Here is a 24859-nt window from a genome sequence, read left to right as displayed (position 1 = left end):
TTATGGCTCACTGACTTGGGCTCTTTGGGTCATGGCCATCGGTATAAACAGTTGCTTTCCGTTAATGGCAAACCTTCCGATCATTTGTTGCCCTTTAAGCGATGTAATCCAGCGGATAAACCGGTTCGCGCCTTTGTAGTTGGCATCAGGGTATTTTTGCGGATTTACCGCAATAATACCATAGGGATTGAACAGGTGTTGGTCTCCCTGTACCAGGATTTCCAGCGGACTCTTTGCCAGGTAGGCTAACCACGTGCCGCGATCGGTCAGTGTGTAGGCATCCAATTCACTTGCCATCTGCAGTACGCGACCCATGCCTTGACCGGCTTCACGATACCAGCGTCCGACCGGGGTTAAACCCAGTTGCTTCCATAGAGACGTTTCCTTTTTATGGGTGCCGGAGTCGTCGCCACGTGAAATAAACGCGTGTTTTCCCATCATGATTTGCCGTAAGGCTTGTGCGGCATTGGGGTTAGCGCGAATTTGGGCCGGATCATGCCGGGGACCGACAATAACGAAATCATTGTACATGACATCCTTGCGGTTAACGCCGTAACCTTCCTGTATTAAACGCTCTTCGGCCGAGCGGGCATGGACCAAAACCACATCCACATCACCTTCGCGTAACAAACGCAAGGCTTTACCGGTACCCACAGCGATGACATGAACAATATCATTGGTTTCGGACTGATAAGATGGTATCAGATGTTTTAACAGACCGGAACTGTCAGTGCTCGTGGTGGTAGCCAAGCGGATCACAGAATCGGATTTCGGAGTTTCAGCCATACTCACAGGAATAAGCAACCATATGCACAAGATAGCTGCAAGTATGCGCAAAGCGCTTGTGGAAAATAAAACGTCGGGTTGTTTTATTGTAGTCGAGTGATTGCTTTCACAACACATAGTTCCCCCAATCGTTATTATAACTGTTAGGCCGGGTGTGGCGCGTGTTGGGTGTTGGTCGCGGATGCTTTGGTTTGATCCAATATCATATTCTCCTTACCATTATAAACTAAGAAGTGCTTTCCTTTGGCCCGGGCAATCATTGTAACGCCCAGCTCCTGCGCCAATTCCAAACCCATTTGGGTAACACCGGAACGTGATAACAATATGGGGATTTGCATCAGTGCGACTTTCATGACAATCTCCGAAGTCAAACGACCGGTTGTATAAAAGACTTTATCGTCTCCCGGGATATCGTCTAACCACATATATCCGGCAATGGCGTCGGCGGCATTATGACGACCCACATCTTCTACGAACAAAGAAACTTGGCCATTGGTGCATAATCCACAACCGTGTACAGCGCCGGCGCGTTTATAGATTTCATTATGACTTCGAATGTTTTCCAACAAGAAATAAATCCGGCTTTGATGAATGCTGACTCGGGGCAGTCTGGTGTTGTAAAGCTTGTCCAGAGTACAGCTAAAAACCGTACCCTGTCCGCAGCCTGTGGTAACTGTGCGTTTTTTCAGTTTTTCATCCCAGCCATCAACACCATCCCAGGTGCACACATGGGCCGACTCGGTGTCCCAGTTAACGTCCACTGACTTGATTTGTTCCAGGCGCTCAATAAACCGTTGCGTGCGCAAATACCCCAAGGCCAAGGCTTCCGGGTGGGTCCCCAGAGTCATCAAGGTGACAATTTCTTTGCCATCTACATACAGTGTCAAAGGTGATTCACCCGCAACCTGGACTTCCCGAAAATCTCCTTGCTCGTCCATTGCTTGTACGCAGTGAGTTGGACTGAGGCCGGACTGGCTCAATTGGGGTTTACGGTTTTTTCTGGAGACCGTCATGGACTAACCACCGGAAACATTCATATGGCGGGAAATAACAACCGGTTGGTTTAAATTGAATTCATGTCCAAACGGTTTAACGGCCATAGCAGCCACAATGGCTTTTTGCAGCACATCCATTCGTCCCGGATGAGCACGTACAATGGCTTTCAAATCCACCGAATGCTCCTGACCCAGACATAAAAGCAGGCGTCCATCCGTAGTCAGGCGCACCCGGTTGCATTGTTGACAAAAATTATGACTGTGAGGAGAGATAAATCCTACTTTGCTGTTGCTGTTTTCAATCTGAAAATATTTTGCCGGACCGCCGCTGGATGCCGTGGACGTGTGTAGAGTAAACCTTTGTTCTAAATCCTGCTTAATCTGTGAATTGCTGTAGAAGGTATCCGCGCGATTGCGTTCCTCCAGATTGCCTAGGGGCATTTCTTCTATAAAGGCAATATCGATTTTTTGTTGAATTGCAAAGTGCACCAAATCCAGGATTTCATCATGGTTAATATTTTTCATGATGACGGTGTTAAGGCGTAAGCGTTGGAACCCCAGTTGTTTGCAGGTTTCTATCCCGTGCAACACAGTCTCTAAATGACCGATACGGCTGATTTTTTTGAAGCGTTCCGGACGCAGGGTATCCAGGCTGATATTGATTCGTTTTATGCCCGCTTGTCGCAGTTCCGGTGCCAATCGCTGTAATTGTGAGCCATTGGTGGTTAATACGGTTTCTTTAAGTTCGGGAAAGGTTTGGATTTCCTTTATTAACCAGGAGAGATTGTTGCGAACCAAAGGTTCGCCTCCCGTAATGCGCACTTTACTTACGCCCAGTAGCGAAAATGCCTGAATGATAAACGCAATTTCCTCCAACGTTAGAATACAACTGCGAGGCGTGAATTGAGTTTTTTCGTTCATACAGTAAATACAGCGAAAATCACATCGGTCAGTGACAGAGACACGGAGATAGTTGATGTGGCGTCCGAATCGGTCCTGCAGCGGTTTGGGTGAGGCTATAGATGGAGTTGTACCCATTTCATACCGGTCAGTTCATTGAGAAAGCCAATGCGTCATTTATTTAAGCTAAGCACATGCTGTTGGATTTGTAAATCCACAAAAAACTTTCATTCCCGGAAATTACTCCTATACTGATTTTAGACGCGTCTTACAAAAGAGTGGATTAAAAATTGATCTACAATACGACCAGTCCCCAAATCTCCCCAGAAAGCCGGAAGGCCATACCCGTGTGTGTTGTTATGGATTACCGGGTATCCGCCAGCCCCTGGTCGTCCGGGCAGTGGGAAGCGGGAGCGGTACTGGTCGGCGAACATCTCGACTCAATGAAACACTCCGGAAACAGTGACAACAGTGCTGGTGCAAGTGCAAACGGTAGTAGTAACAGTAACGCCGACTACCATTCAGTGTCCGGAGACGACTCCCGCGCATTACGTAATGATTCCCCTCAATCTCAATATCTATGTGCCGGTCTCAGTATTTCCCTTTATACCGATGATGCCGATAGTTACTATCACAATCTCATGTCAGAAACACCTAAGGTATTCGTCATTTGTCACAGTGAAACTACAGAGAATACCGCGGAAATCAATGACGGCCCTATCCCTCCTTTTCTGGTTACCTTAAGTTACGATGAAGCGGCTTCTTATATGGAAGTCGATGAACAAGTGTTTTCTGTCAGTATGCCGCCGGAATTGTACTTGTTGCTCGAACAATTTGTGCTTGAAAATTACATACCCACGCAGCGTAAAAAGCGGCGACGAAAAAACTGGAGTGAGGCCGGCAGTGAATGAAAGATGTACCCCAGTCTGACATAGACCCTCCGGATGACGTGGAAGAGGATTTTCTGAGGCGTTGGAGTCGGCGCAAATCGCATCATCAACAATTGACGCCAAAAGAGCCGCTACCAACAAAGGCGAATGCCGGGTTAAGGGCAAGCACCGATATTCATGCAGCCGAGGTGTCATCAGGGGAGCCCGCTTTGTCAGCGCTCTCACAATCAGAGCTATCCCAATCAGAGCTATCCCAATCAGAGCTGCCCGAAGAACCGAGCGATGCGGATATGCCGGATATCGAGAGTCTTGGTGAGCATTCAGATTACAGTGGTTTTATGTCACCGAAAGTCAGTGAACCATTGCGTCGCCGTGCCTTGCGAAAATTATTTGCCATGCCGGTGTTTAATGTGACAGACGGTCTCAACGATTACGATGAAGATTATACCCAGTTTGCCCCCTTGGGGGATGTGATTCCATGGGAAATGAGAGAGAGATTGCGGTTTGAATCCAAACGAAAAGAGGATGAGGCTAAGTCTCAGGAACAAGAAGCGAAAATTCGGGACGAGGAAACCCGGGAAGACCCGGCAGACGAGGACCGGGAGGAATTACAAGATCCGGTGGAATTGCTTGCTCCAAGTGTATCTGAAGATGATGTAGACCCTGTCAACAAAGTGGAGTTAATTCAAAAAACTGATGCTTGAAATAGAACCTTTTAATGATGTGCTTGAACGCACCTACCAAGATAAGCCATTACAGCACTCTCTGACGGCCGTGGCGCAATTGCAGAGTCAAGCAGCCACGGTAGTTGAATATGTATCACGCGGTTGGGTAGTGGTGCTGTCGGATAAACACCAAACCGATAGCGCGCTGTTAGAGGCGGTGGTGGACAAGTTGGTCCAAGGTGGCTTGCATTGCACTTTGCTTGGCGTCGAAAGCTCCTCTGACAGGGAGACTATCAGCGTCACTCACTATAATCGAAGCAAAACCGTGTTGGAAAAAAGTTTTCTCTGCAGCGATCTTCGATTGGTTGGATACTTGGGGCGGTTTCAATTCACGTTTTCCACCCCTAAAGGTTCGTTTGGTCTACAGGACTTATTAACCAGCGAAGCAACAGTAGACTTGGTTGTTGATTTGAGCGATCGGGAATTTTTTATCGCCCAGTTACCACCGCAGGGATACACTAAGTTAGCAGCCTATTCTGATGCAGTATTGGATAGGGTGTGTGAAATGGTAGGTGAATTCGAGAAGCCAAAGTATTTTAACTACGACCCGGAAATTTGCGCTCACAGCCGTAGCGGAATTACAGCGTGTACGCAATGCATCAACGTATGTCCCGCTAACGCGATTTCCACTCTAGGTAATGGCATTCACGTGGATCCTTATTTGTGTCAGGGGGCGGGAAGTTGTGCCTCGGCCTGTCCTACCGGTGCGATTCGTTATACCTATCCCAGTCTGGAAGATCAGCTGCTGCGGGTACATACCGCATTAGAAGCGTATCGTCGTCATGGAGGAGAAAATCCTCGTTTGATTTTTTACGATACCGAAGTCGGTCAGGAAACGCTCAATAAAGTAGTGGGTCACTGGCCGGAAAACATGATTCCTCTGGAAATAGAAGAATTGGGTGTCGTGGGAATGGATGTGTGTCTGGCGGCTTTGGCCTACGGCGCGGTTCAAGTGGTACTACTGGCAACACCACATACCGCCGCATCGGTATTAAAAGAGCTTGATAATCAACTACTGATTATGGGAACCCTGCTGCATTCTCTGGGTTATTCTGATGACTCGGTTTTACAATATAAAATGGATGAATCGGGCTGGGCGGCATTGTGTGCCGCCGAACCGGAGAACAAGGCGCTAAACCCGGCGGAGTTTTTCAGCAGCAACAGCAAACGAGAAGTCTTGCACAGAGCTTTGGACCATTTGTACCAAAATGCAACAACACCCAGACCCTTGGTATCATTACCGATTGGTTCACCATTTGGCGAAGTTTGGCTGGATAAGAATCGTTGTACCTTCTGTATGGCGTGCGTCTGGCAGTGTCCAGGCAACGCCCTGATTGCGGCATCGGATCATCCGGTAATTAAGTTTGTGGAGGCCGATTGCGTTCAATGCGGCCTATGTGCCCGCACATGTCCTGAGGACGCAATCGGTCCGTCGCCGCGTTATTTGTTTGATCGAGCCCAACGGGAGAGCAAGCGAATTTTGAACGAAGAGGAGCCTTTCTTATGCATCAAATGCGGGAAAGCCTTTGCCAGCCAACGCATCATTGAGCAGATGACCTTAAAGTTAAAGCAGCATGCCATGTTTCAAGGACAGGCCTTACAGCGCCTGAAAATGTGTGAAGATTGCCGCGTTAAGGATATGTTTGAAGAAGAACTGGGCATGAGCCGGGAAGTCCCATGACAGAAGAGATGATAGTAGAGTCAAGCTCTGCGGCTGGATCAGAGCAGCCATCAAAGACGCCGGGGTCTGAACATTTGGTCAGGGCCGGTGTGTACAGACTGTTGGCGGCCTTATTGGTGTCACCGCCTACACCGGCTTTGTTAGCGACCGTTCGGGCGTTGCACGCAAACGACGTTGAGAACGCATCAAAAAACTCCGCGACAAGCTCCGCCATGAATGCTGCGTGGAACAATTTAGTACAGGCTGCAGAGGCGCATAGTGCCGAGCAAATTGAAGCAGAATATTTTGCCCTGTTTATTGGTTTAGGGCGAGGCGAATTGCTTCCCTACGCATCGTGGTATTTGACCGGTTTTCTTATGGAGAAACCTTTGGCACGTTTGCGCAACAGGCTGCAGGAAATGGGTTTATCTCGTCAGCAGGGGGTAAATGAACCGGAGGACCATGTGGCCGCACTTTGTGAAACAATGAGTGTGATAATCACAGAATCTAGACTATCCTTTAAGCAAGAACAGGAGTTTGTTGAGACATTTGTACTGTCATGGATGCGCCGATTTTTTGACGATTTGAGAGAGGCGGAATCATCAGAATTTTATCAAGCGGTGGCGGATGTCGGCCGGCAATTCATGCTGATAGAACAGCAGTGGTTTGATTACCCACCATAGAGTACTACCCCAGTGATCGACTTGGTTGAATACTTCAATGTGGGTCACGACATTCGTTTTAAGCTGTGCCTTGGTAACACAATGAAACCAGGCTTGGGCTAACAAGGAGCGCAAAATGGGAAAACGTCAGTCTTCAAAATCTGCAACGCCGTCAACGCCTCAATCCAAAGAACAACAACGCCGCGCGTTTTTGGCAGGAATGGTTGCCGTCGGTGGTGCTACCGCTGTCAGTGCAGCTTCCGCTCGCTTACTGGGCAATGACAACAACAGGAAGGCGCCCGTCCAGGCGAAAATCGATCCTCCGACTTCCAAGGGTTATCAACTCACCGAACACGTGCAACGTTACTATGATAGTTTGAACGAATAAGGCAGTTTTGCAACAGTAACAAAAGTCAGCAGGCAGGGAGAAGTGTATTAAGTATCAAGGTTAAACTCTGAACACATTGCACTGTAAGCCGAAGTAGGGTGGATGGGTGCGGTGCACGAACAAGGAGGCCGTCCATGAAGTTGGTAAAGAAGTCGTCCGGAGCCCAAGTGCGCTCCGGGTCAACACAAACCGCAACGGCATTAAATCGGCGCGATTTCCTCAAACGCTCCGGACTCTCCGTAGGTGGGCTGGCCGCAGTCAGTAGTATGCCTTTAGGTATGATGCAAAACGCACAGGCTGCGTCTCCTGCGGCCGCCAAAAAATCCGGAGAAAGCAAAACAGTTCGAACAATATGTACACATTGTTCGGTGGGTTGCGGTATATACGCTGAAGTGGAAAACGGTGTATGGACGGGACAGGAACCGGCTTTTGATCATCCTTTTAACCGCGGCGCACATTGTGCGAAGGGTGCTTCCGTACGCGAGCACGGCCATGGCGAACGGCGTCTAAAGTATCCCACTAAACTGGTTAATGGAAAGTGGACTAAAGTCTCATGGGATCAGGCTATCAATGAAATCGGCGACAAATTACTGGAAATTCGTAATACGTCGGGACCGGACTCGGTATTTTGGCTGGGTTCAGCGAAGTTTAATAACGAGCAGGCCTACTTGTTTCGCAAGTTCGCGGCCATGTGGGGCACTAACAATGTGGACCATCAGGCGCGTATTTGTCATTCCACTACCGTAGCCGGCGTAGCCAATACATGGGGCTACGGCGCCATGACCAACTCCTACAACGATATTCACAATAGCAAAGCCATATTGATAATTGGCGGGAATCCCGCCGAAGCCCACCCGGTATCTTTGCAACATATTTTCCGCGCCAAGGAAAGAAATAATGCGCCTTTGATTGTTATTGATCCACGTTACACCAGGACAGCGGCGCATGCCGATGTGTTTTTACAAATACGCCCTGGCAGCGATGTGCCCATTGTTTGGGGAATGATGTGGCATATTTTCAAAAACGGCTGGGAAGATAAAAAATTTATTCAGCAGCGTGTCTACGGCATGGATCAAATCCAAAAAGAAGTCATGAAGTGGACGCCGGACGAAGTGGAGAAAGTAACAGGAGTGCCCGAAGCCCTGGTTAAGAAAGCAGCCAAACTGATGGCGGATCATAGACCCGGAACGTTTATCTGGTGTATGGGTGGAACACAACACACGATTGGCAATAACAATACCCGTGCTTACTGTAACTTCCAATTGGCATTGGGAAATATGGGGGTCAGTGGAGGCGGAACCAATATTTTTCGCGGCCACGATAATGTACAAGGTGCCACGGATTTTTGTGTTTTGAGCCATTCGCTACCGGGTTATTACGGACTGTCTGAAGGGGCTTGGAAACACTGGAGTAAAGTTTGGGATCTGGACTACGAATGGATTTCATCCCGTTTTGACCAAGGCAGTTACGAAGAAGCTAAGGGTAAGCCGGTTAAACCCATGAACACCAAAGGTATCCCAGTTTCCCGTTGGATAGATGGAGTGTTGGAAGATAAGGATAAGATTGCTCAAAAAGACAATTTTAAGGCCGTGTTTATGTGGGGCCATGCGCCAAACAGCCAAGTGCGAGGGCCGGAGATGAAGCAGGCTCAGGAAAAACTTGATCTCCTGGTGGTGATAGATCCGTATCCTACCGTCAGCGCAGTTATGCACGACCGCAAAGACGGGGTGTATTTATTACCCGCGGCGACTCAGTTTGAAACCTATGGGTCCGTTACCGCTTCCAATCGTTCCTTGCAGTGGCGAGACAAGGTATTTGATCCCTTGTTTGAATCCTTGCCGGATCACACCATCATATACAAGTTTGCCAAAAAGCTGGGTTTTTCCGAGCAATTGTTTAAAAACATCAAAATAAACGGTGAAGAACCTCTAATTGAAGATGTCACCCGGGAATTCAATAAAGGTATGTGGACTATCGGTTACACCGGACAAAGTCCCGAACGCATGAAAAAACAGCAGCAGAACTGGCATACTTTTAATTATACCTCGCTGGAAGCTCAGGGTGGCCCTTGCAATGGTGAATATTTTGGATTGCCATGGCCTTGTTGGGGTACGGCGGAAATGGGACATCCGGGTACTCCCAATCTGTACGATATGAGCAAGCCCGTAGCCAAAGGGGGATTGACCTTTAGAGCACGCTTTGGGGTGGAACACGACGGCGTCAATATACTGGCAAAAGGAGCCTATAGCAAAGGCTCAGAGATTAAGGATGGATACCCCGAATTCACTGCTGACATGTTGAAAAAACTGGGTTGGTGGAAGGACCTGACCGACGCGGAAAAGGCATCGGCTGAAGGCAAAAACTGGAAAACAGATTTGTCCGGTGGCATCCAGAGAGTGGCCATAAAACACGGTTGTGCGCCGTTTGGTAATGCCAAGGCGCGCAGTATTGTGTGGACCTTTCCTGATCCTGTTCCCATTCACCGGGAGGCCCTGTATACCAATCGGCGCGATTTAGTGGAAAAGTATCCCACCTATGAAGATCGCAAATCTTTCTACCGCTTACCTGTGCGTTATCAATCCATACAGGCGAAAGATTATTCCAAGGACTATCCGTTGATCATGACCAGCGGACGGTTGGTTGAGTACGAAGGGGGTGGGGACGAATCCCGCTCCAACCCGTGGTTGGCTGAGTTGCAACAGGATATGTTTGCGGAAATTAATATTGTCGATGCCAATAACAATGGAATACGCCCCGGTGACATGATTTGGGTGGAAGGACCGGAGGGAGGCAAAATCAAGGTTAAAGCAAAAATAACTCAGCACGGTGTCGTACCAGGCGTGGTTTGGCTGCCCTTTCATTTTGGTGGTCACTTCCAAGGTAAGGATTTGCGTAGTAAGTACCCTAAAGGAAGCGATCCGTATGTATTGGGAGAGGCTTGCAATACTGCGTTTACTTATGGGTATGACTCGGTGACTCAAATGCAGGAAACAAAAGCTTCTTTATGCCGCATAAGCCGCGCTTGAACCTGGGTCTGGAATCAGGGTGAGGAGATAAGAAATGGCTCGAATGAAATTTCTGTGTGACGCCGGACGGTGCATTGAGTGTAATGCCTGTGTAACCGCATGTAAAAATGAACATGAAGTGCCGTGGGGTATGAACCGGCGTCGAGTGGTCACTATCAATGACGGTTCCCCCGGTGAGCGCTCAATTTCGGTGGCCTGCATGCATTGTTCGGATGCGCCCTGTGCTGCCGTTTGTCCGGTGGATTGTTTCTATACCACGGATGATGGTGTGGTACTGCACAACAAAGATCTGTGTATAGGCTGTGGTTATTGTTTTTACGCTTGCCCGTTCGGTGCGCCACAGTTTCCCGGGGACGGGGCTTTCGGGTCACGCGGAAAAATGGACAAATGTACTTTTTGTGCCGGAGGACCAGAGCCTGACCATTCCGATGCGGAACATAAAAAGTACGGTCGCAATCGCCTTAGTGAAGGTAAGTTACCCATTTGTGCTGAAATGTGTGCAACCAAAGCGTTATTGGCCGGAGACAGCGACAAAGTATCGGATGTTTACAGAGAGCGTGTTACCTATCGGGGTGCCGGTACAGGCGCCTGGGGCTGGGGTATCGCTTATAAAGGAAAATAAGGGCTGGAACGGACATAAGGGTGGACAGGCATGCATACAATGAGTGAAGTGAATCGTACGCCCGATAAAGGTATCAGGCGTAAAGGTCTCTCACGGAGAGTAATACGTAACACATTTTTAGTGATGATGTGTCTGGCTATACTGCCTTTAATTCCCTACGCCATAGAAGCCGTGACAGAGGGAGTTACCAATCCCAATCCGGGTGCTCAACTTTGGCGTGATATACGCCAACGTGATGGTGCCGTAGAAGGACAGACTCAGATCCAGGGCATCGAGCGGGGTGTCCTCATCAGCACGCAGGGCGAAGAGTGGCGTCAGTATCGGTCAGATACCTTGGTGCCTTACAGCAGTATAATTTTCAGTGCGATTATCCTGGCGTTTGTAGTGTACTATCTGGTCGTGGGTCAAATAAAAATCCAAGGTTCCAAAACCGGTAGTACCATCCAAAGAACCACAAAAGCCGAACGCTATGTTCATTGGTTTGCTGCCGGTTTGTTTGTCATTTTGGCGTTAACGGGTTTAATTTTGCTGTATGGTCGTTGGGTTTTGATTCCCATACTGGGTCCGGAAGGTTTTGCGGTTACCGCCACGTTATGCAAGTTGTTGCACAACTATCTGGGTCCGGTATTTATCATTGCTGTTATCTTACTGTTTTTGTATTTTGTCAAAGACAGTGTGTTTAATATGAAGGTGGACGGAGCGTGGTTCGCTAAAGCAGGAGGCTATCTGGGCGGGGAACACCCCAGTTCCGGTAAATTCAATGCCGGTCAAAAAGCCTGGTTTTGGGTGGCAGTATTAGGCGGCTTGGTTTTGAGTGGCAGTGGTTTGGTGTTGGACTTTCCAAATTTTGAACAAGGACGCGTATTAATGCAGGACGCCCACTGGGTTCACAGTATTAGCGCAGTGGTTGTCATAGGATTTTTCTTTGTCCACGTCTATTTAGCCTCAGTTGGCGTCGAGGGGGCTTTGGATGCCATGGTAAGTGGAGAAGTGGACAGTAATTGGGTTAAACAGCATCATGATCTGTGGTATGAACAGGTCAAAGATCAGGCTAAAACTCCTCCCACCTAAACTTTCCCTGACCAGCGCCAAGTTTCGCGAGGTACCGTCTGGACCTCGCGGTGTCCTTTGACAATAATCGCAAACTTCAGTTCAATACGGTTGTTTTCTCTATCCGGGAGAAACAGCAGTCTGCACGATTGTGCTGTATCGGTTATAATCGGGGCTAGCCAAATCGGATTTTTCGCGCAGGAACTATGAGTTTGATCAACCTTATAAAAAGCCGGACTTGCAGACTACTCCTCACTCTGTGGTCGACGGCTATTATAGTAACGCTGGTATCCTGTGCCACCACCGAGGAGCCGGGAGATACCTCCGAGGAAACCACAGAGGTAGAGCAACGAAAAGTGGTGCCCAGCCCGGAAAACTCACGCCAAGGTGATGCTGTCCTTCGTGTTACAGGCTCTGACGGCAAAGCACTTCCGGGTGTATTGATCATCAGTTCACGGCTGATGGACTTATCCGGCCAATATACCGTGAACAAACCCAACAAAACGCTGGCAGAAGCGGGCTTGTTATATTTGTTGCAAATGAATCCGGCGGCTCAGTGGGATTTTTTGATTCATACCCCCGATGATCGCGTTCGTGTGGTAGGGATTAGCAATAGCGAGGGTAAGGTATTTGAACGTTTGGAGACGAACAGTTTACATCGGGCAGTGCGAGTGGGGCCGCCACCGGTGGTTTACGTGTTTGTTAAAACCGGGTACCAAACGCAAGTCATATCCCGTCCCTTATTCAAGGTTCTGGAAGGTGGGGAAATTTCCATTACCATGCAAACCAGTGCAATTACAAACAACAATGCGGGTGTTGTTGAAGCCGGGCCAGACACTCCGGATGCAAACTCCGCCATAGGTAAACCCGAAATCACAAAACCCGACGCCGTTAAGACCGGCGCGGACACCGACAAACCCAAGGATGCGACTGCTACCAAGGAACCGAGCATGGCAGCCGTTGGGGATATTGTGGAGACAATGATTATTAACAATCTCAGTGCCTTCTCTATAAGCGAGGTGCTGGACTTTCAACAACGGATTTCTGTACGTCCCGCTGAGGCTAAATTACTGCAAGTCCAATACACCCGCTCCTTGGAAACGATACGCACTCAACTGGCTATTTCAAAAAACAATATTCCACTGGCGCAAGAATGCCGTCTGCGTTACTGGCTGGCAAGGACGCAGCTCAACATTTTGGGGATGGATTATAACAACTACAACCCGGAATCCGAGGCATTGAAAGCGGTGGAATCCGAACTGGGTTTTATAAAGTCGAGATGTCAGGATCCCCATTTGATTTCATTAATGTTGGTTGATGAGCGGGACGTTTTTATTAATAAGCGTCAATGGTTTTATCGAAACAAGGTTCCCACAGCGAAATGGCCGGCATCCATGAATTGGAACACATTCAAGCGCGATTGGATTATCAATGCCGAAAAACTGGACAAAACACAGAGCAAACGTTTGTGGCCGGTGTTTCATCGTACGTTGTCGCAAATGTATAATCAGGGCTACTGGTCACAACAATACGAAAAATTAGGTCGTTTCAAAGAAGAACATCCCTTGATGTATGGACAGAGTGATGAGCGTGAGCGGGCTTCTTCAGCGTTGATGAATGCTTCCAGGTACAAACGCCTTGCTAAAGCAAAGTTGGACGATACCCGCTTGGAGCAAACGCGTGCAGAAGCACTAAAATGGTTTTTGCTGGCTTCGGATCTGGGTAACTGTGTTGCCGATCGGGAAATTGGCGATATGTACGAAAACGGTATATTGGTTGATGCTGATTACAAACAAGCCTTGTTCTGGTATAGAAACGGATTGTTTAAAGATTGCGAGATTCGTCAGGTCGTTGCCGATTTGCAAAGTCGGATTTTACGGGTTTTGAAACTGGCTGAGGAGAAATCTCAATTGCAACAGGTATTGGAGATCCCGGGCAACAGTGCCGGAAGTCAACCGGTCAAATCACCGAAAAGCCCGTAATCGAGGTAAAAAAGACTATTAAAAACAATTGGATAAAACTATTTTCGTGAAGTTTGAAGTAGTTTTTTTGCATTTGTAACTTATTGTTTTATAATGTGCCAACGTGCATACTCAGTTTAGGAGCCGTTCTGTTCGGGGATCGATGCAGGATGTAGGCGCATTCAGGGTGACTCGATTGTTCCTATAAGCTCCACCAATTTCACAGACATCATTAATTGGCTACCGCGAGAGTTGGCCGGTGGCCTGTTCCAGTTGTCCTGGCAGTTTTTCCGAATTCGCAATGAGTATTCACACCGGGGATCTGAATTGATAGGGGGACAGATTGTTGAGGTTCGCATTACAGCTTAAGGGAATGACACGTTCGGTTCAAACGGTACAGTTTGCTTGGATTCTGTGTGTGGTTTTTCTGCTTTCCGCGTGTGGCTCCGGCCCGGCAAAATTAGCAACAAAAACCAAAATTAAGCGCTATGAATCCAATCGAAATGTGGAACAAATTGTTGATATTGCAAATTCGGGCGACAAGCGAGAGCGTTTACTGGCTTTGGAATCTTTGGGTCGTCTTAGAGATCCGCGTGCCGTAAAAACCTTATCCGACGCCTTACATTCCAGCAGTTGGGTGGAACGAGAAACCGCGGCTCGGTCTTTAGGGAAATTAAAAGATTATTTGGCCGTTAAGCCTTTGCTGGGCGCGCTTGGTGATGAAGCAAAATTTGTCAGCGAGTCGGCATCCAAGAGTTTGAATGATACTGTCGTGTCTTTAACCAAATCTCGAGATTTGCGTTATTTTAATGTGTTATTTAATGGCCTGACTGAAGGCGATATTAAGATCTCCGACGGTGCCTTGCTGGCTTTGCAGCAGGCCGTGACGGTTGTTGCGCAAATGAACGATCCGTCACACCATAAACCCATTCTAGCTGCACTAAAACATGAAGACGCCTATATACGCAGTATTGCGGCTCGTTTATTAGGTACATTGAAACACCACACCGCGATTGTACCGCTCATCGAAGCGCAAAATGACAGTTCAAAAGCAGTACGTGATGCAGCCAGCACCGCCATTCGTGCGATCAATGATCCCCGTGCGGTGGATCCCCTAATACAATCATTAAACCATGAGCGTCGGGATGTCCGTGAAGAAGCGGCCATAGCGTTGGGTCGGTTCACGGACTTAAAAACGGTTAAACACTTAATTACACGATTAACGGATAGCAATCCGCGCATTCGCTATGGCATTGCTGTGGCGCTGGGAGAGGCAGGCAGTGCCCATTCGGTAAAGCCTCTGATTAAAACGATGGATGATCAGGATTCGGAAGTTCGTTTTGCGGCGGCGGAATCTTTGGGTAAGTTGTTTTGGTTTCCGGAATCTGAAATGGACCAGGCACGCTACTGTGCTGCGCTACGGGAATGGGACAAATGTGTGGCGCTGGGTAAAATTGCAATCCAGCCCTTGTTGCTGGCGATGACGGACCCGGATAGTGATATACGCAAAGAAGTGGGGGATGCTTTAAAGCAGTTGAACTGGAAGCCGGGAGATGACCGGCAAAAAGCCCTGTTTTGCGTTTCGCAAAGAAAATGGGATCAATGTATTGCCTTGGGTAACATTGCCATCGCCCCTCTGGCAGAGCAACTACAATCTGACAGCATAGATTCGAATATTAAAATTCGCGTCGTCGAGACTATGGCGGCTATCAAAGACGAGGATGCTGTTAAACCGCTGTCTGATGCACTGCAGGATGGATCCGAATCGGTACGCTTGGCAGCCGTGAAAGCCTTGGGCCGGATTAAAAGCGCTGGAATTATACCCGCTCTCATGTTGGCATTAGACAACAGCAGTCAACAAGTACGCGAAGAGGCGAGCGTCGTATTACAGAAAGAACTGGATTCGGTAGGTAAGGCAGGCGGGAGTAAAGTGCTGAATCCCATCATATCCGCATTGGGCGATAATAATCGCAATGTCCGGGTGGTGGCGGCACGCCTTTTGGGAGAAATGAAAAATCCGAAAGCCACCATTCCGTTGATACAGGCACTGGAGGACCCGGAAGCTGATGTGCGCGAAGCGGCCGCCGAAGCCTTGAAAAAAATTAAAGATCCCAAAGCCATTGCGCCTTTGGTTCATGCGCTGAAATCCAACAATGCCCACGTGCGCGAATATGTGGTCAAAACTCTGGGGGCTTTCCAGGATCATCGAGCGATTGAACCCATGATGGATGTTATAAATGATAAAGATCCTAAAGTGCGAACGGCAGTCGTGGAAGTATTGGGTGATGCCAAAGACCCTCGTAGCGCCGATTTATTGGTCAAAGCCTTAAGCGATTTTGATGAAGGTGTTCGAGAAAAAACTGCAGAATCTCTGGGCAAGATAGGTAGCCGGCAAGCAGTTGATGCGTTGTTGTTACGGGTGGAATCCGACGAAGTGAATCGCGTTCGTGTGGCCGCCGGCAAAGCACTGTTGAGTATGGATTGGAAACCTAAAGACGAAAAGCAGCAAGGCTGGTCCTGCGTTATTAATCGCGAATGGAGTAAATGCTTGGATGTGGGGCAGGCTGCTGTGGATGCACTTATGCAGGAAATGTCCAAACAGGACAGTCCGGTTAAATTACAGATAGCCAGAACACTGGGGGGGCTGCGGGATCCGCGTTCCATTCCTTTTTTGTTACAGTATATGGAAGAATCCAAACAGGAAAAAAACCTCAACGACCAGGCTGAAGTATTATTGGCTACCACGGCGGCCATAAAAGAAATGGGCAAAGATGCGCTGAGTCATATGATTCCTGTACTGCCGGATTGGTATATAGGCAAGCAGGCGGGAATCGTGCTCGATTCCATAAACTGGACACCAAGATCCGATGAGGAGCTGGTGCACTTTCAAGTGGCGAAACGAGCCAAAGGTGAGTTACTGGCAAATTGGCCAACCACAGAGGCTGTGCTATTGAAGGATCTGGAATCGAACGACTATGCGAGAGCCGAAAACGCCGCATTTGCTATTATCGGACTGGGCAAAGACGAAATGGTCAATAGTTTGGTAAGTGCCTTGAATCGTCTTGGCAATCTCGATATGGCCGAAGCCTACTTAAACTGCGGGAATGATTTGTTAGTCAAGGCTTCAGTTAACTGGGCTTTACAAAAAGGGGAAAAGGTTCACCCCAACCGCCGTGGTGCACAACCGGTTGTTTGGGGAGAAATGTGATCAAAAGGTCCCCGATGTTTTGTCACACTCCGGACTGCCATAGGCAAAAATCGGTGCTCAATCCTAACTGTATGTTATTAAAATAAAAATAACAGTGGACCGCGGTATTATTCACACTTTATATTTTCTCCGCATAGCGGGAAAATAACGCTATGGATCCTATCAATTCTCTGAGCGACTACCACACCAAACGCTCACCGCCGTCCTTAAAATGGTTACTGTTGTTGGTACCCGTCCTGTTCGTGTGTTCAGCATTAACCGTTTATATGTATAGTCGTTTTGATATGGAATTAAACATACCGGATACCCTGGTGTCGCCGGAGTCCGGGCGCCATGCCGCAGCGGTGACACCTTTGGTATTGGCCGGGATTTCCACCGGCACTACAGTAGATGCCAACAGTGTTGCTTTGGGCCAGGTATTGGGAAATGCCATACTTCGTGCGGCAGAGGGCAATGGTGTGGCCGGACCGGAGCTTATCTACCGTGGTGAGAGCCGTGTTTTACACACCAAATCTGCGGAAGATTTGGCTCAAAGATATAATGCGGCTATTGTGGTGTGGGGTAGGAGATCCGATCAGTCTGTCCAACTCAGTGTCTATCACCCCCACGTTGACATGTTCAGTATCGCTAAGTTTGAAAAAGGACAAAGGCATCGCACCCAGCTACGTTCTCCTGCCGCTTTGTTGGAGTTAAATCTTGCCGATTATCAAAAGCATGCCGATTTATTTGCCAGTTTCATCTTGGCCCAAGTGTATTACTTAGGCGGACACTTCGAAACTGCATTAGACTTTTACCATAAGACGCTGAGTTTAGCTAAATCTTCCGAGGCGCTAGAGTTGATCCCGGAATTGTACTTTAGTATGGCCTGGTTGTACTTGCAGAAGGACGTAATGGACACCGGTAAGGCAATTGAATACTTCTCAAAAGTGTTGCAGATGGAGCAAAACCGTAGTTCCTATATCTACAGCAATCGTGGTGTTGCTCATCAGTTGGCCGGTGATTTGAGTCAAGCCGTACAGGATTTCAATCGCGCCATTGAGTTGGATCGAAAAAATGCTGTAGCGTTTAACAACAGAGCCAATATACGGGCAGAATTAAAAGATGTAAAAGGTGCGTATGTCGATTACTACAAGGCGGTGGAAATTGAACCGGGTCTCAATGTTGCTTATTACAATCTGGGTAAATTAAATCACGCGCAAGGTGATTTGCGCAGCGCACTTAACAATTTCAGCAACGCAATTACCGTCGCACACAATGATGCCGATGCATATTATAACCGAGGATTGATTCGTCAATTGTTAGGCGATCCCGTCGGTGCGGCGGAAGACTACAATCAGACTATCAAAATCTCTCCCAATGAGTTTGACGCCCATATCAACCGGGGCGTCACCCGATTAGAGCGCAAGGATAACACCGGAGCGATAGACGATTTCAGTCGTGCCGTGCTCATCAACCCTGATCATGCCAGTGGCTATTTCAACCGAGCCATTGCTTACCAGGTTGTCGGTGATCATGATAAAGCCTTAGAGGATTACGATACAGCGATTCGGTTTCAGAAAGATTATTTCATGGCATTTAACAATCGGGGCACTGTGCGGCAATTATTGCAGGATTGGGTAGGTGCCATTGGCGATTTTACCGAAGCCATTCGCTTGAAGCCGGATTTTGCCGTCGCCTATGTAAATCGGGGTGCCTGTTATTTAAGTACCAGTAAAGCAGGGGAGTCGATACAAGATTTTAACAAGGCTATTTCCATTGAGCCGGAATATGCTCAAGCCTACTTTAACCGGGCACTGGCATATCAAGCCTTGGAGCAATATGAAAAAGCCATTGCAGACTACAGCAAAGTCATTTACTTTTATCCCGACAGTGATACGGCATACATCAACAGGGGTGCGGCCAAGCAAGCTGTCGGGTTGTTGAAACCGGCAATTAGGGACTACAACAAAGCGATTTTACTCAATCCATCCTATGCCGATGCCTATAACAACCGTGCGGTGGCGGCACAAATGAATTCAGCTGATCTGGAAAAAGTGATTCGAGATTTTAACAAGGCAATCGCATTGGACCCATCGTACGCAGAAGCTTTTTTCAATCGCTCCGGCGTGCATTTGCTGAAGAACAATCTGAGTATGGCAGAATCCGATCGAAATAAGTCTACGACGTTAAATCCTCGAATGATTCAAGGGCAAGCAGGGCGGTAAATCGTTTCGCGCTTATGTAAGCACAATGCTCAATTGCTGTTTTGGTAACCTTGACGTGGTTTCGTTTTGCATGAAGGACATTGGACTTCCATGGACGCGCCGGAGAAGTGTACGGCCTGACCAAAAGCATAATGAGCGTTGCAGTAGGGGCAGGTCACCGGTGTGTTCAAGGCGATATTTAAGCTCCTATCATTCATGTCGAAGTCCGGATCGATTGCGGCGCGTGAAGACCAGGCTCTCACAATACTCAAACATTCTAAGAAATCTTTTGGCTTTGCAACCGGTTCGGAGTTATTTCCTCCGGATGAAAACAGCTTGCTTAAGAAACCCATGATTTAATCCCCCTGCATCCAAAGCGGGTCATTTACGCCCGACTTTTAGGATTGTTTTAGTTTTGACCCGATCGAGTAGGAAAAAGCTGACAAAAATCAACAATTGTAATGTTGGATCATTCTCTAGGATAGGTCAGGAAAAAGCAATACTGCCTCAGGAATTATTTATCCAGCTATACGAATATCTTATAAGTAATTGATTATGTACGGTAAATAATATTTTAGATACAAGGCCTATATAAAACTGATAGTATCACTATGGAATTCGTAGGTTAAAAGCGGACGTCCCCATCAGCTGAATAGCGGGTGGAGAGCCGGGCTATGACCCAGTAATTTTAGAATATTTGTTTAGAAGCCGATAAACTAAGTATGATTCTGTGGCTTTCGGTTAATTTACCGATGAAACTCCTAGTTAACTGAATTTATACTTAAAAAACTGTCTAATTGGCTTATGGATGGCTGTAACAAGAAGGTAAACGCTATAGCATAAGGTACTGCAAACACACTGAGGTGATTTATGAGTTCGTATCCGCTTATTCTAAAGCTGGACAAGGCCGGTAATCCGGATCGTTGGATCAATCATGAGGAAGCAATTCGCTTATATACCAATGACCGGGTGATTGCTAATCTGGGGTCGCAGAACTTTGTGTTTCGCGGTGGCATCAATGCAAGAACTCAACGCCGCTCAGTGATCGAAGTGGGTTCTATCCTCTTAACCCGCGCCCAGGTTAAAAATCATTCGCTTCATTCCTTTGTTCCTCATTTAACCAATAGAGCTTTATTTCGGCGTGATGGTCATATTTGTCTGTACTGCGGTGAACAGTTTCGACATTCCGAGCTAACTCGGGATCACATCATCCCCATTAGTCGAGGCGGTAGAGACTGTTGGGAGAATGTGGTGACGGCTTGTTGTCGTTGTAACAATCTGAAAGGCAGCCGTCTTCCGGAAGAATGTGGTAAGAAACTGCTGGCGGTGCCTTATGTACCAAATAAAGCGGAATATTTGTTTTTACAAAATCGCCGCATCATTACCGACCAGCAAACATTTTTGGTTGCTCGTTTTGGAAAAAACAGTCAACTGAAACAGTTCTTGTTTTAATCCACGGATTTTTGTTTGAGCAAGCCCAACCCCTCGCTCTCGCGAGCGCGTATGTTGCCAGTCCCTTTTTTCTTGTTATATTCAGCCTCGTCCTAATGAGCCGCCATTTTGTAGTACGGATTTACCCAGCAAACCGGTATGGGTTCATTGGATGGAAAAGACAGTTGTTGCTTGGAAAACAATTCGGGTTCCTGCACTTCCTCGCCGCAATGAAACCGTCCATGGATGTTGGCTTGGGTGGGATCGATGAGTTCCTGAAAATTCAGTACTTCCACCAAGTCGCCACTTTGGGTGTCTTTCATGTACATGGTTTGCTCCTTAGCAAATATGCCAAGAGAAAAAACACAAGTGATCCATTAAAAAGTGTAGCCGCAATCTGGACCGGGGTCCAGGATGGTGTTGCTTAACTGTTGTACAACTTATCCCGAACACGTGTCGTGTACACGACAGTTTAAACTGATATAGGAAGTATAAACTGGCTGTGCAAATTGATAATTGTCAAAATCAATAGGGATGTTTTTAATGGTGGACTAATGTGTTTGTTTATTTGCGCAACAGTACTAAAGAAGTTTTTGTTTATGTCTAAGGTTCATATATAATGGGTTTGCTCAGTTTGTTGGTTTTATCAATCAACTTAGGGAACCTCTGATTGACTATAGGGAAACCGTCTAAAATGGCCTTCGGTACATCTATTTCTATCTCCCGTGCAACTATGCTTTTGATGCAATTAATCCGCTGCTTACAAAAGGCGTTGCTTGCAAACAGCAATGCTTAGGGTTTAGGTCAGACTGAAAATCATTGCGTGGTCAACATTGTGTAGTCAGCCAGAGGTTCCTTAATGTGGTACTACAAACATTTATTTGGAACTACCAGTAACAATAATACAAGGAGATTAATTAATGAAAATTGTGTCAAAAACAATTTTGTTTTTCTGCGCAGCGCTACTGACCTCTCAAGCTTGGGCCTTTGAGGCATTGCCGAAGCAAGCACCCGCACCAAAAGACAATCCTATTACTAAAGCAAAGATAGAATTGGGTAAACAGTTGTTCTTTGATCCCCGTTTATCAAAAGACGGTACTGTATCTTGCAATTCTTGCCACAATGTCATGGCCAGCGGTACGGATAACCGTCCGGTATCTGTGGGTGTTGATGCACAAAAAGGGGGCCGTTCCGCACCTACCGTATGGAACGCAGCGTTTTTATCCACTCAATTTTGGGATGGACGTGCCGCTTCTTTGGAAGATCAGGCTAAAGGTCCGATTCTGAATCCCATTGAAATGGGTATGCCGTCTGCCGATGAAGTGGTGGCTAGAATTAAAGGAATTCCAGGATACGTCAAACAGTTTAAGAAGGTGTTTGGTGGTAAAGATCCGGTAACGTACGATAACCTTGCAAAGGCAATTGCCACGTTTGAGCGTACGTTGATTACCCCGGACTCCAAGTTCGACCGATATATGCGTGGCGATAAAAAAGCCTTATCCAAGAAAGCCAAGGCAGGTATGAAATTGGTTAAAGATATTGGTTGTACCAGCTGTCACACAGGCCCCAATTTCTCCGGTCCTAAGAACTTAAAAGTTGGAGAAGGGTTTTTTCAAAAATTTCCCACATTCTCAGGCAGTAACTACGACAAGAAATATAACTTGATGGCAGATCTGGGGTTGTATTCGGTCACCAATAAAGATAGTGACAAAAACATGTGGCGTGTTCCCACCTGGCGTAATGTGGCCGTCACAGCCCCATACTTCCACAATGGTTCTGTGCAATCTTTGGACGAAGCGGTTAAAGTCATGGCCAAGACACAGCTTAATAAAGACTTAACGGAACAGCAGGTAGGTGAAATTGTCGCATTTCTGAACAGTTTAACCGGTAAGTTTCCGAAAATCACTATGCCACGATTGCCCGATACGCCTAATACCTCTCTGGTTAACTAAGTGGGAAACCGTTAAATCAGCGATGGAACCCGCGAGGTTCCTCATAAAGGCGCACGAGAGTGCGCCTTTTTTTTATGCTTGGAAAAATTTCGTCAGCTTGTTAAAAAACTACAAATTTATTCCAGTTAAACCGTGCGGCTGACAAAAATGGGGCTATGTTTATAAGCGACACCTGGGAGTTACTCAAACGGAATTCTTTATGTTGGAATCAGATACGGTACTGAACATTCTGTTGTATTTCGCCACACTGTTTATAGCTTTGGTCGGCTCTTTGGCTTTGTTGGTGGCAGTGATATATATTCGGGACATCACCCAAACCAAACAAGCTATTCGTAAAAACTATCCGGTGATCGGCCGGTTTCGTTACCTGTTTGAACGTTTGGGAACTTTTTTCCGGCAGTATTTTTTTGCTATGGACCGGGAAGAGCTGCCATTCAATCGTGCAGAACGCAGTTGGGTCTACCGGGCGGCAAAAGCGTTACCGAATACCACAGCGTTTGGTTCTACCCGCGATTTGAAACATCCCGGCACCATTTTGTTTGTGAATTGTCCGTTTCCCCTATTGGGCTTGGATACGGCTTCGGTTGCGCCGGTGACTATCGGGCCCCAAAGTCGAAAACCCTATTCTCCACGAGCATTTTTTCATATTTCCGGTATGAGTTATGGTGCCATTTCAAAACCTGCGGTGCTGGCCTTATCACATGGTGCAAAAATGGCCAATTGTTGGCTCAACACGGGGGAAGGGGGATTGTCTCCTTATCATATACAAGGTGGGGCTGACTTGGTGTTTCAAATCGGAACAGCCAAGTATGGTGTTCGTGATGAGAACGGTATGCTAAGTGAGGCGAAACTACGCGAACTGGGTGATAATGACCAGATTAAAATGTTTGAAATCAAGCTCAGTCAAGGCGCTAAACCGGGTAAGGGAGGCATACTGCCTGGTCAAAAGGTAACCGATGAAGTGGCACACATTCGAGGGATACCGGTGGGGAAAAGCTCCATTAGTCCTAACCGCCATCCGGATATCGGCTCAGTTGATCAATTATTAGACATGATCCACAAAGTTAGACAACTCAGCGGTAAGCCTGTGGGATTTAAAGTCGTCATTGGCGCCTACGGTTGGCTGGACGAATTATTTGCTGAAATCGTCAATCGTGGGCAGGAGTCCGCTCCGGACTTTATCACTATTGATAGCGCTGATGGGGGTACGGGAGCCGCCCCTATGAGTTTAATGGATTATATGGGGCTGTCCATCAAGGAAAGTTTACCGTTGGTGGCCAATAAACTGCGGCAATATGACTTATCGAAGCGAGTTAAACTGATCGCTTCGGGAAAATTGATAACCCCGGCCGACGTGGCCTGGGCATTGTGTTGCGGTGCAGACTTTGTGGTTTCTGCGCGTGGGTTTATGTTTGCCTTAGGTTGTATTCAGGCGCTGCAGTGTAACCAAAACACCTGCCCTACCGGTATTACCACCCATGATCGTCATTTACAAAAAGGATTGGATCCGGAACACAAAGCCATACGTGTAATGAACTATGCCAAAGGTATGGAACACGAAGTCGGGGTGATTGCTCATTCCTGCGGAGTGCGCGAGCCCAGAGAATTGCAGCGTATCCACGCGCGGATAGTCACAGAGAATGGCCGCTCCATCAGCTTGGAGGAGGCTTATGCCAATGTATAGCAGGCCTTAATTTATAGCACGAGTATTGATTTTTGCCCAGCCGTGCTACACTTAAGCAGAATGTCATCGGGAACAGAATGCCGAATGTTGCTGTTGTGCTAATCGAAAAACATTCGCACTATAGCGCTGCTTTGGTTATGATGCGCCGGTTGAGGTTGACAGACTGGTTAATAATTGACCAGCCTGTATCAGGGGTCACTCTTCAAAGCAGATCGTCAGTGAGATCTCGTTTAAGGGGTTGCTACATTGGAGCTAGTGGAGAACGGTTCTTAGAGTCAATATGGAAACAGTACAAGCGGATCAATCCAGCGCATCAAGATTGCCGGAACGAAGCGGACCAGCCGTTACTCTAAAGGGCTCGGTATTTACTCTTCCCATTCTGAAACTCAGCAGTACCGATTTGGATCTCATCGAAAACGAACTGAATTTGCGTTTGTCCACGGCGCTCGATTTTTTTAAAAATGCTCCTGTGGTGATTGACCTGGAGCAGACCCAGGATGCCGAACAAGCATTGCGATTTTCACAGTTGGAAGCATTGCTTAGAAAATTGAATTTAGTACCTGTCGGGGTACAAAACGGTTCAGCGGAACAAAATTCCGCAGCCATCAATTCCGGTTTTGCTATTTTGACCGGTCAAACGGTTGATCGCGTCGTGGAAAGCCGACGTCATCAAATCGAAGAGACACCTGAGGAATCCAACGATTCGGAAGAAATCCGTCAAGGGGCAGCATCAATT

Annotated in this window: 20 protein-coding genes; 15 read left to right on the top strand and 5 right to left on the bottom strand. The window is 47.4% G+C overall.

Annotation, left to right across the window (positions count from 1 at the left end):
* The 3 genes from OEY58_13315 to moaA form a co-directional block, all read right to left on the bottom strand.
* Positions 1-786 (bottom strand): substrate-binding domain-containing protein, encoded by a 786-nt coding sequence (locus OEY58_13315; protein ID MDH5326434.1) that lies wholly within the window; start codon positions 784-786, stop codon positions 1-3.
* A 143-nt stretch (positions 787-929) separates the two neighbouring features.
* Positions 930-1799, bottom strand: coding sequence for a formate dehydrogenase accessory sulfurtransferase FdhD (locus OEY58_13310; protein ID MDH5326433.1), 870 nt, complete (start codon positions 1797-1799; stop codon positions 930-932).
* Between the two features lie 3 nt (positions 1800-1802).
* A complete protein-coding gene (moaA, locus tag OEY58_13305) occupies positions 1803-2819 on the bottom strand; it encodes a GTP 3',8-cyclase MoaA (protein ID MDH5326432.1) in 1017 nt (338 codons plus the stop codon).
* Between the two features lie 152 nt (positions 2820-2971).
* Here moaA and OEY58_13300 point away from each other — a divergent pair, with 152 nt between their 5' ends.
* From OEY58_13300 to OEY58_13250, 11 genes are all read left to right on the top strand, one after another.
* Positions 2972-3592: a DUF3305 domain-containing protein gene (locus OEY58_13300; GenBank protein MDH5326431.1), complete on the top strand. Its 621-nt coding sequence runs from the start codon at positions 2972-2974 to the stop codon at positions 3590-3592.
* Positions 3589-4275 (top strand): DUF3306 domain-containing protein, encoded by a 687-nt coding sequence (locus OEY58_13295; GenBank protein MDH5326430.1) that lies wholly within the window; start codon positions 3589-3591, stop codon positions 4273-4275. Before OEY58_13300 ends, OEY58_13295 begins: the two co-directional genes overlap by 4 nt.
* Positions 4268-5977 (top strand): 4Fe-4S binding protein, encoded by a 1710-nt coding sequence (locus OEY58_13290; protein ID MDH5326429.1) that lies wholly within the window; start codon positions 4268-4270, stop codon positions 5975-5977. The genes OEY58_13295 and OEY58_13290 overlap by 8 nt, the downstream gene beginning before the upstream one ends.
* Entirely contained in the window at positions 5974-6639 is a 666-nt protein-coding gene (locus tag OEY58_13285; protein MDH5326428.1) for a molecular chaperone TorD family protein, read from the top strand. Before OEY58_13290 ends, OEY58_13285 begins: the two co-directional genes overlap by 4 nt.
* A 115-nt stretch (positions 6640-6754) precedes the next feature.
* Complete coding sequence (locus OEY58_13280) at positions 6755-7006, top strand: formate dehydrogenase (GenBank protein ID MDH5326427.1); 252 nt, start codon at positions 6755-6757, stop codon at positions 7004-7006.
* A 134-nt stretch (positions 7007-7140) separates the two neighbouring features.
* A complete protein-coding gene (locus OEY58_13275; protein MDH5326426.1) occupies positions 7141-10032 on the top strand; it encodes a formate dehydrogenase subunit alpha in 2892 nt (963 codons plus the stop codon).
* A 34-nt stretch (positions 10033-10066) separates the two neighbouring features.
* A complete protein-coding gene (gene fdh3B / locus OEY58_13270; protein MDH5326425.1) occupies positions 10067-10654 on the top strand; it encodes a formate dehydrogenase FDH3 subunit beta in 588 nt (195 codons plus the stop codon).
* A gap of 30 nt (positions 10655-10684) precedes the next feature.
* Entirely contained in the window at positions 10685-11725 is a 1041-nt protein-coding gene (locus OEY58_13265) for a formate dehydrogenase subunit gamma (GenBank protein MDH5326424.1), read from the top strand.
* 185 nt (positions 11726-11910) lie between these two features.
* Positions 11911-13686, top strand: a complete 1776-nt coding sequence (locus OEY58_13260) for a hypothetical protein (protein ID MDH5326423.1) — start codon at positions 11911-11913, stop codon at positions 13684-13686.
* 352 nt (positions 13687-14038) lie between these two features.
* Complete coding sequence (locus tag OEY58_13255) at positions 14039-16873, top strand: HEAT repeat domain-containing protein (protein ID MDH5326422.1); 2835 nt, start codon at positions 14039-14041, stop codon at positions 16871-16873.
* A 152-nt stretch (positions 16874-17025) separates the two neighbouring features.
* Complete coding sequence (locus OEY58_13250) at positions 17026-19077, top strand: tetratricopeptide repeat protein (GenBank protein ID MDH5326421.1); 2052 nt, start codon at positions 17026-17028, stop codon at positions 19075-19077.
* Between the two features lie 29 nt (positions 19078-19106).
* Here the strand turns inward: OEY58_13250 and OEY58_13245 are convergent, their stop codons facing one another.
* Complete coding sequence (locus OEY58_13245) at positions 19107-19409, bottom strand: hypothetical protein (protein MDH5326420.1); 303 nt, start codon at positions 19407-19409, stop codon at positions 19107-19109.
* 517 nt (positions 19410-19926) lie between these two features.
* Here OEY58_13245 and OEY58_13240 point away from each other — a divergent pair.
* On the top strand, positions 19927-20508 hold the full coding sequence (locus OEY58_13240) for an HNH endonuclease (GenBank protein MDH5326419.1): 582 nt from the start codon (positions 19927-19929) through the stop codon (positions 20506-20508).
* Positions 20509-20600: 92 nt separating this feature from the next.
* On the opposite strand, the gene OEY58_13235 is transcribed toward OEY58_13240, so the two are convergent.
* Entirely contained in the window at positions 20601-20816 is a 216-nt protein-coding gene (locus OEY58_13235) for an acetyltransferase (protein MDH5326418.1), read from the bottom strand.
* Between the two features lie 591 nt (positions 20817-21407).
* Here OEY58_13235 and OEY58_13230 point away from each other — a divergent pair.
* From OEY58_13230 to OEY58_13220, 3 genes are all read left to right on the top strand, one after another.
* Entirely contained in the window at positions 21408-22439 is a 1032-nt protein-coding gene (locus OEY58_13230) for a cytochrome-c peroxidase (GenBank protein MDH5326417.1), read from the top strand.
* A gap of 199 nt (positions 22440-22638) precedes the next feature.
* A complete protein-coding gene (locus OEY58_13225; GenBank protein MDH5326416.1) occupies positions 22639-24123 on the top strand; it encodes an FMN-binding glutamate synthase family protein in 1485 nt (494 codons plus the stop codon).
* 280 nt (positions 24124-24403) lie between these two features.
* The coding region (locus tag OEY58_13220) for a hypothetical protein (protein MDH5326415.1) at positions 24404-24859 on the top strand (456 nt) is incomplete at its 3' end.

The organism is Gammaproteobacteria bacterium (assembly GCA_029882975.1).
Classification (GTDB): Bacteria; Pseudomonadota; Gammaproteobacteria; order SZUA-152; family SZUA-152; genus JAJDNG01.
Note: the sequence above shows the minus strand (reverse complement) of the source record. Positions and strands in the feature narration are given on the sequence as shown.

Excerpts from the sequence above, each read along its gene's own strand:
- OEY58_13315 (MDH5326434.1), bottom strand. The coding sequence starts at position 786 with ATGGCTGAAACTCCGAAATCCGATTCTGTGATCCGCTTGGCTACCACC.
- OEY58_13295 (MDH5326430.1), top strand. The coding sequence starts at position 3,589 with ATGAAAGATGTACCCCAGTCTGACATAGACCCTCCGGATGACGTGGAA.
- OEY58_13230 (MDH5326417.1), top strand. The coding sequence starts at position 21,408 with ATGAAAATTGTGTCAAAAACAATTTTGTTTTTCTGCGCAGCGCTACTG.
- OEY58_13290 (MDH5326429.1), top strand. The coding sequence starts at position 4,268 with ATGCTTGAAATAGAACCTTTTAATGATGTGCTTGAACGCACCTACCAA.
- OEY58_13245 (MDH5326420.1), bottom strand. The coding sequence starts at position 19,409 with ATGGGTTTCTTAAGCAAGCTGTTTTCATCCGGAGGAAATAACTCCGAA.
- OEY58_13275 (MDH5326426.1), top strand. The coding sequence starts at position 7,141 with ATGAAGTTGGTAAAGAAGTCGTCCGGAGCCCAAGTGCGCTCCGGGTCA.
- OEY58_13225 (MDH5326416.1), top strand. The coding sequence starts at position 22,639 with ATGTTGGAATCAGATACGGTACTGAACATTCTGTTGTATTTCGCCACA.
- fdh3B (MDH5326425.1), top strand. The coding sequence starts at position 10,067 with ATGGCTCGAATGAAATTTCTGTGTGACGCCGGACGGTGCATTGAGTGT.
- OEY58_13250 (MDH5326421.1), top strand. The coding sequence starts at position 17,026 with ATGGATCCTATCAATTCTCTGAGCGACTACCACACCAAACGCTCACCG.
- OEY58_13265 (MDH5326424.1), top strand. The coding sequence starts at position 10,685 with ATGCATACAATGAGTGAAGTGAATCGTACGCCCGATAAAGGTATCAGG.
- OEY58_13260 (MDH5326423.1), top strand. The coding sequence starts at position 11,911 with ATGAGTTTGATCAACCTTATAAAAAGCCGGACTTGCAGACTACTCCTC.
- OEY58_13310 (MDH5326433.1), bottom strand. The coding sequence starts at position 1,799 with ATGACGGTCTCCAGAAAAAACCGTAAACCCCAATTGAGCCAGTCCGGC.
- OEY58_13285 (MDH5326428.1), top strand. The coding sequence starts at position 5,974 with ATGACAGAAGAGATGATAGTAGAGTCAAGCTCTGCGGCTGGATCAGAG.
- OEY58_13280 (MDH5326427.1), top strand. The coding sequence starts at position 6,755 with ATGGGAAAACGTCAGTCTTCAAAATCTGCAACGCCGTCAACGCCTCAA.
- OEY58_13240 (MDH5326419.1), top strand. The coding sequence starts at position 19,927 with ATGAGTTCGTATCCGCTTATTCTAAAGCTGGACAAGGCCGGTAATCCG.
- OEY58_13235 (MDH5326418.1), bottom strand. The coding sequence starts at position 20,816 with ATGTACATGAAAGACACCCAAAGTGGCGACTTGGTGGAAGTACTGAAT.
- OEY58_13255 (MDH5326422.1), top strand. The coding sequence starts at position 14,039 with ATGACACGTTCGGTTCAAACGGTACAGTTTGCTTGGATTCTGTGTGTG.
- moaA (MDH5326432.1), bottom strand. The coding sequence starts at position 2,819 with ATGGGTACAACTCCATCTATAGCCTCACCCAAACCGCTGCAGGACCGA.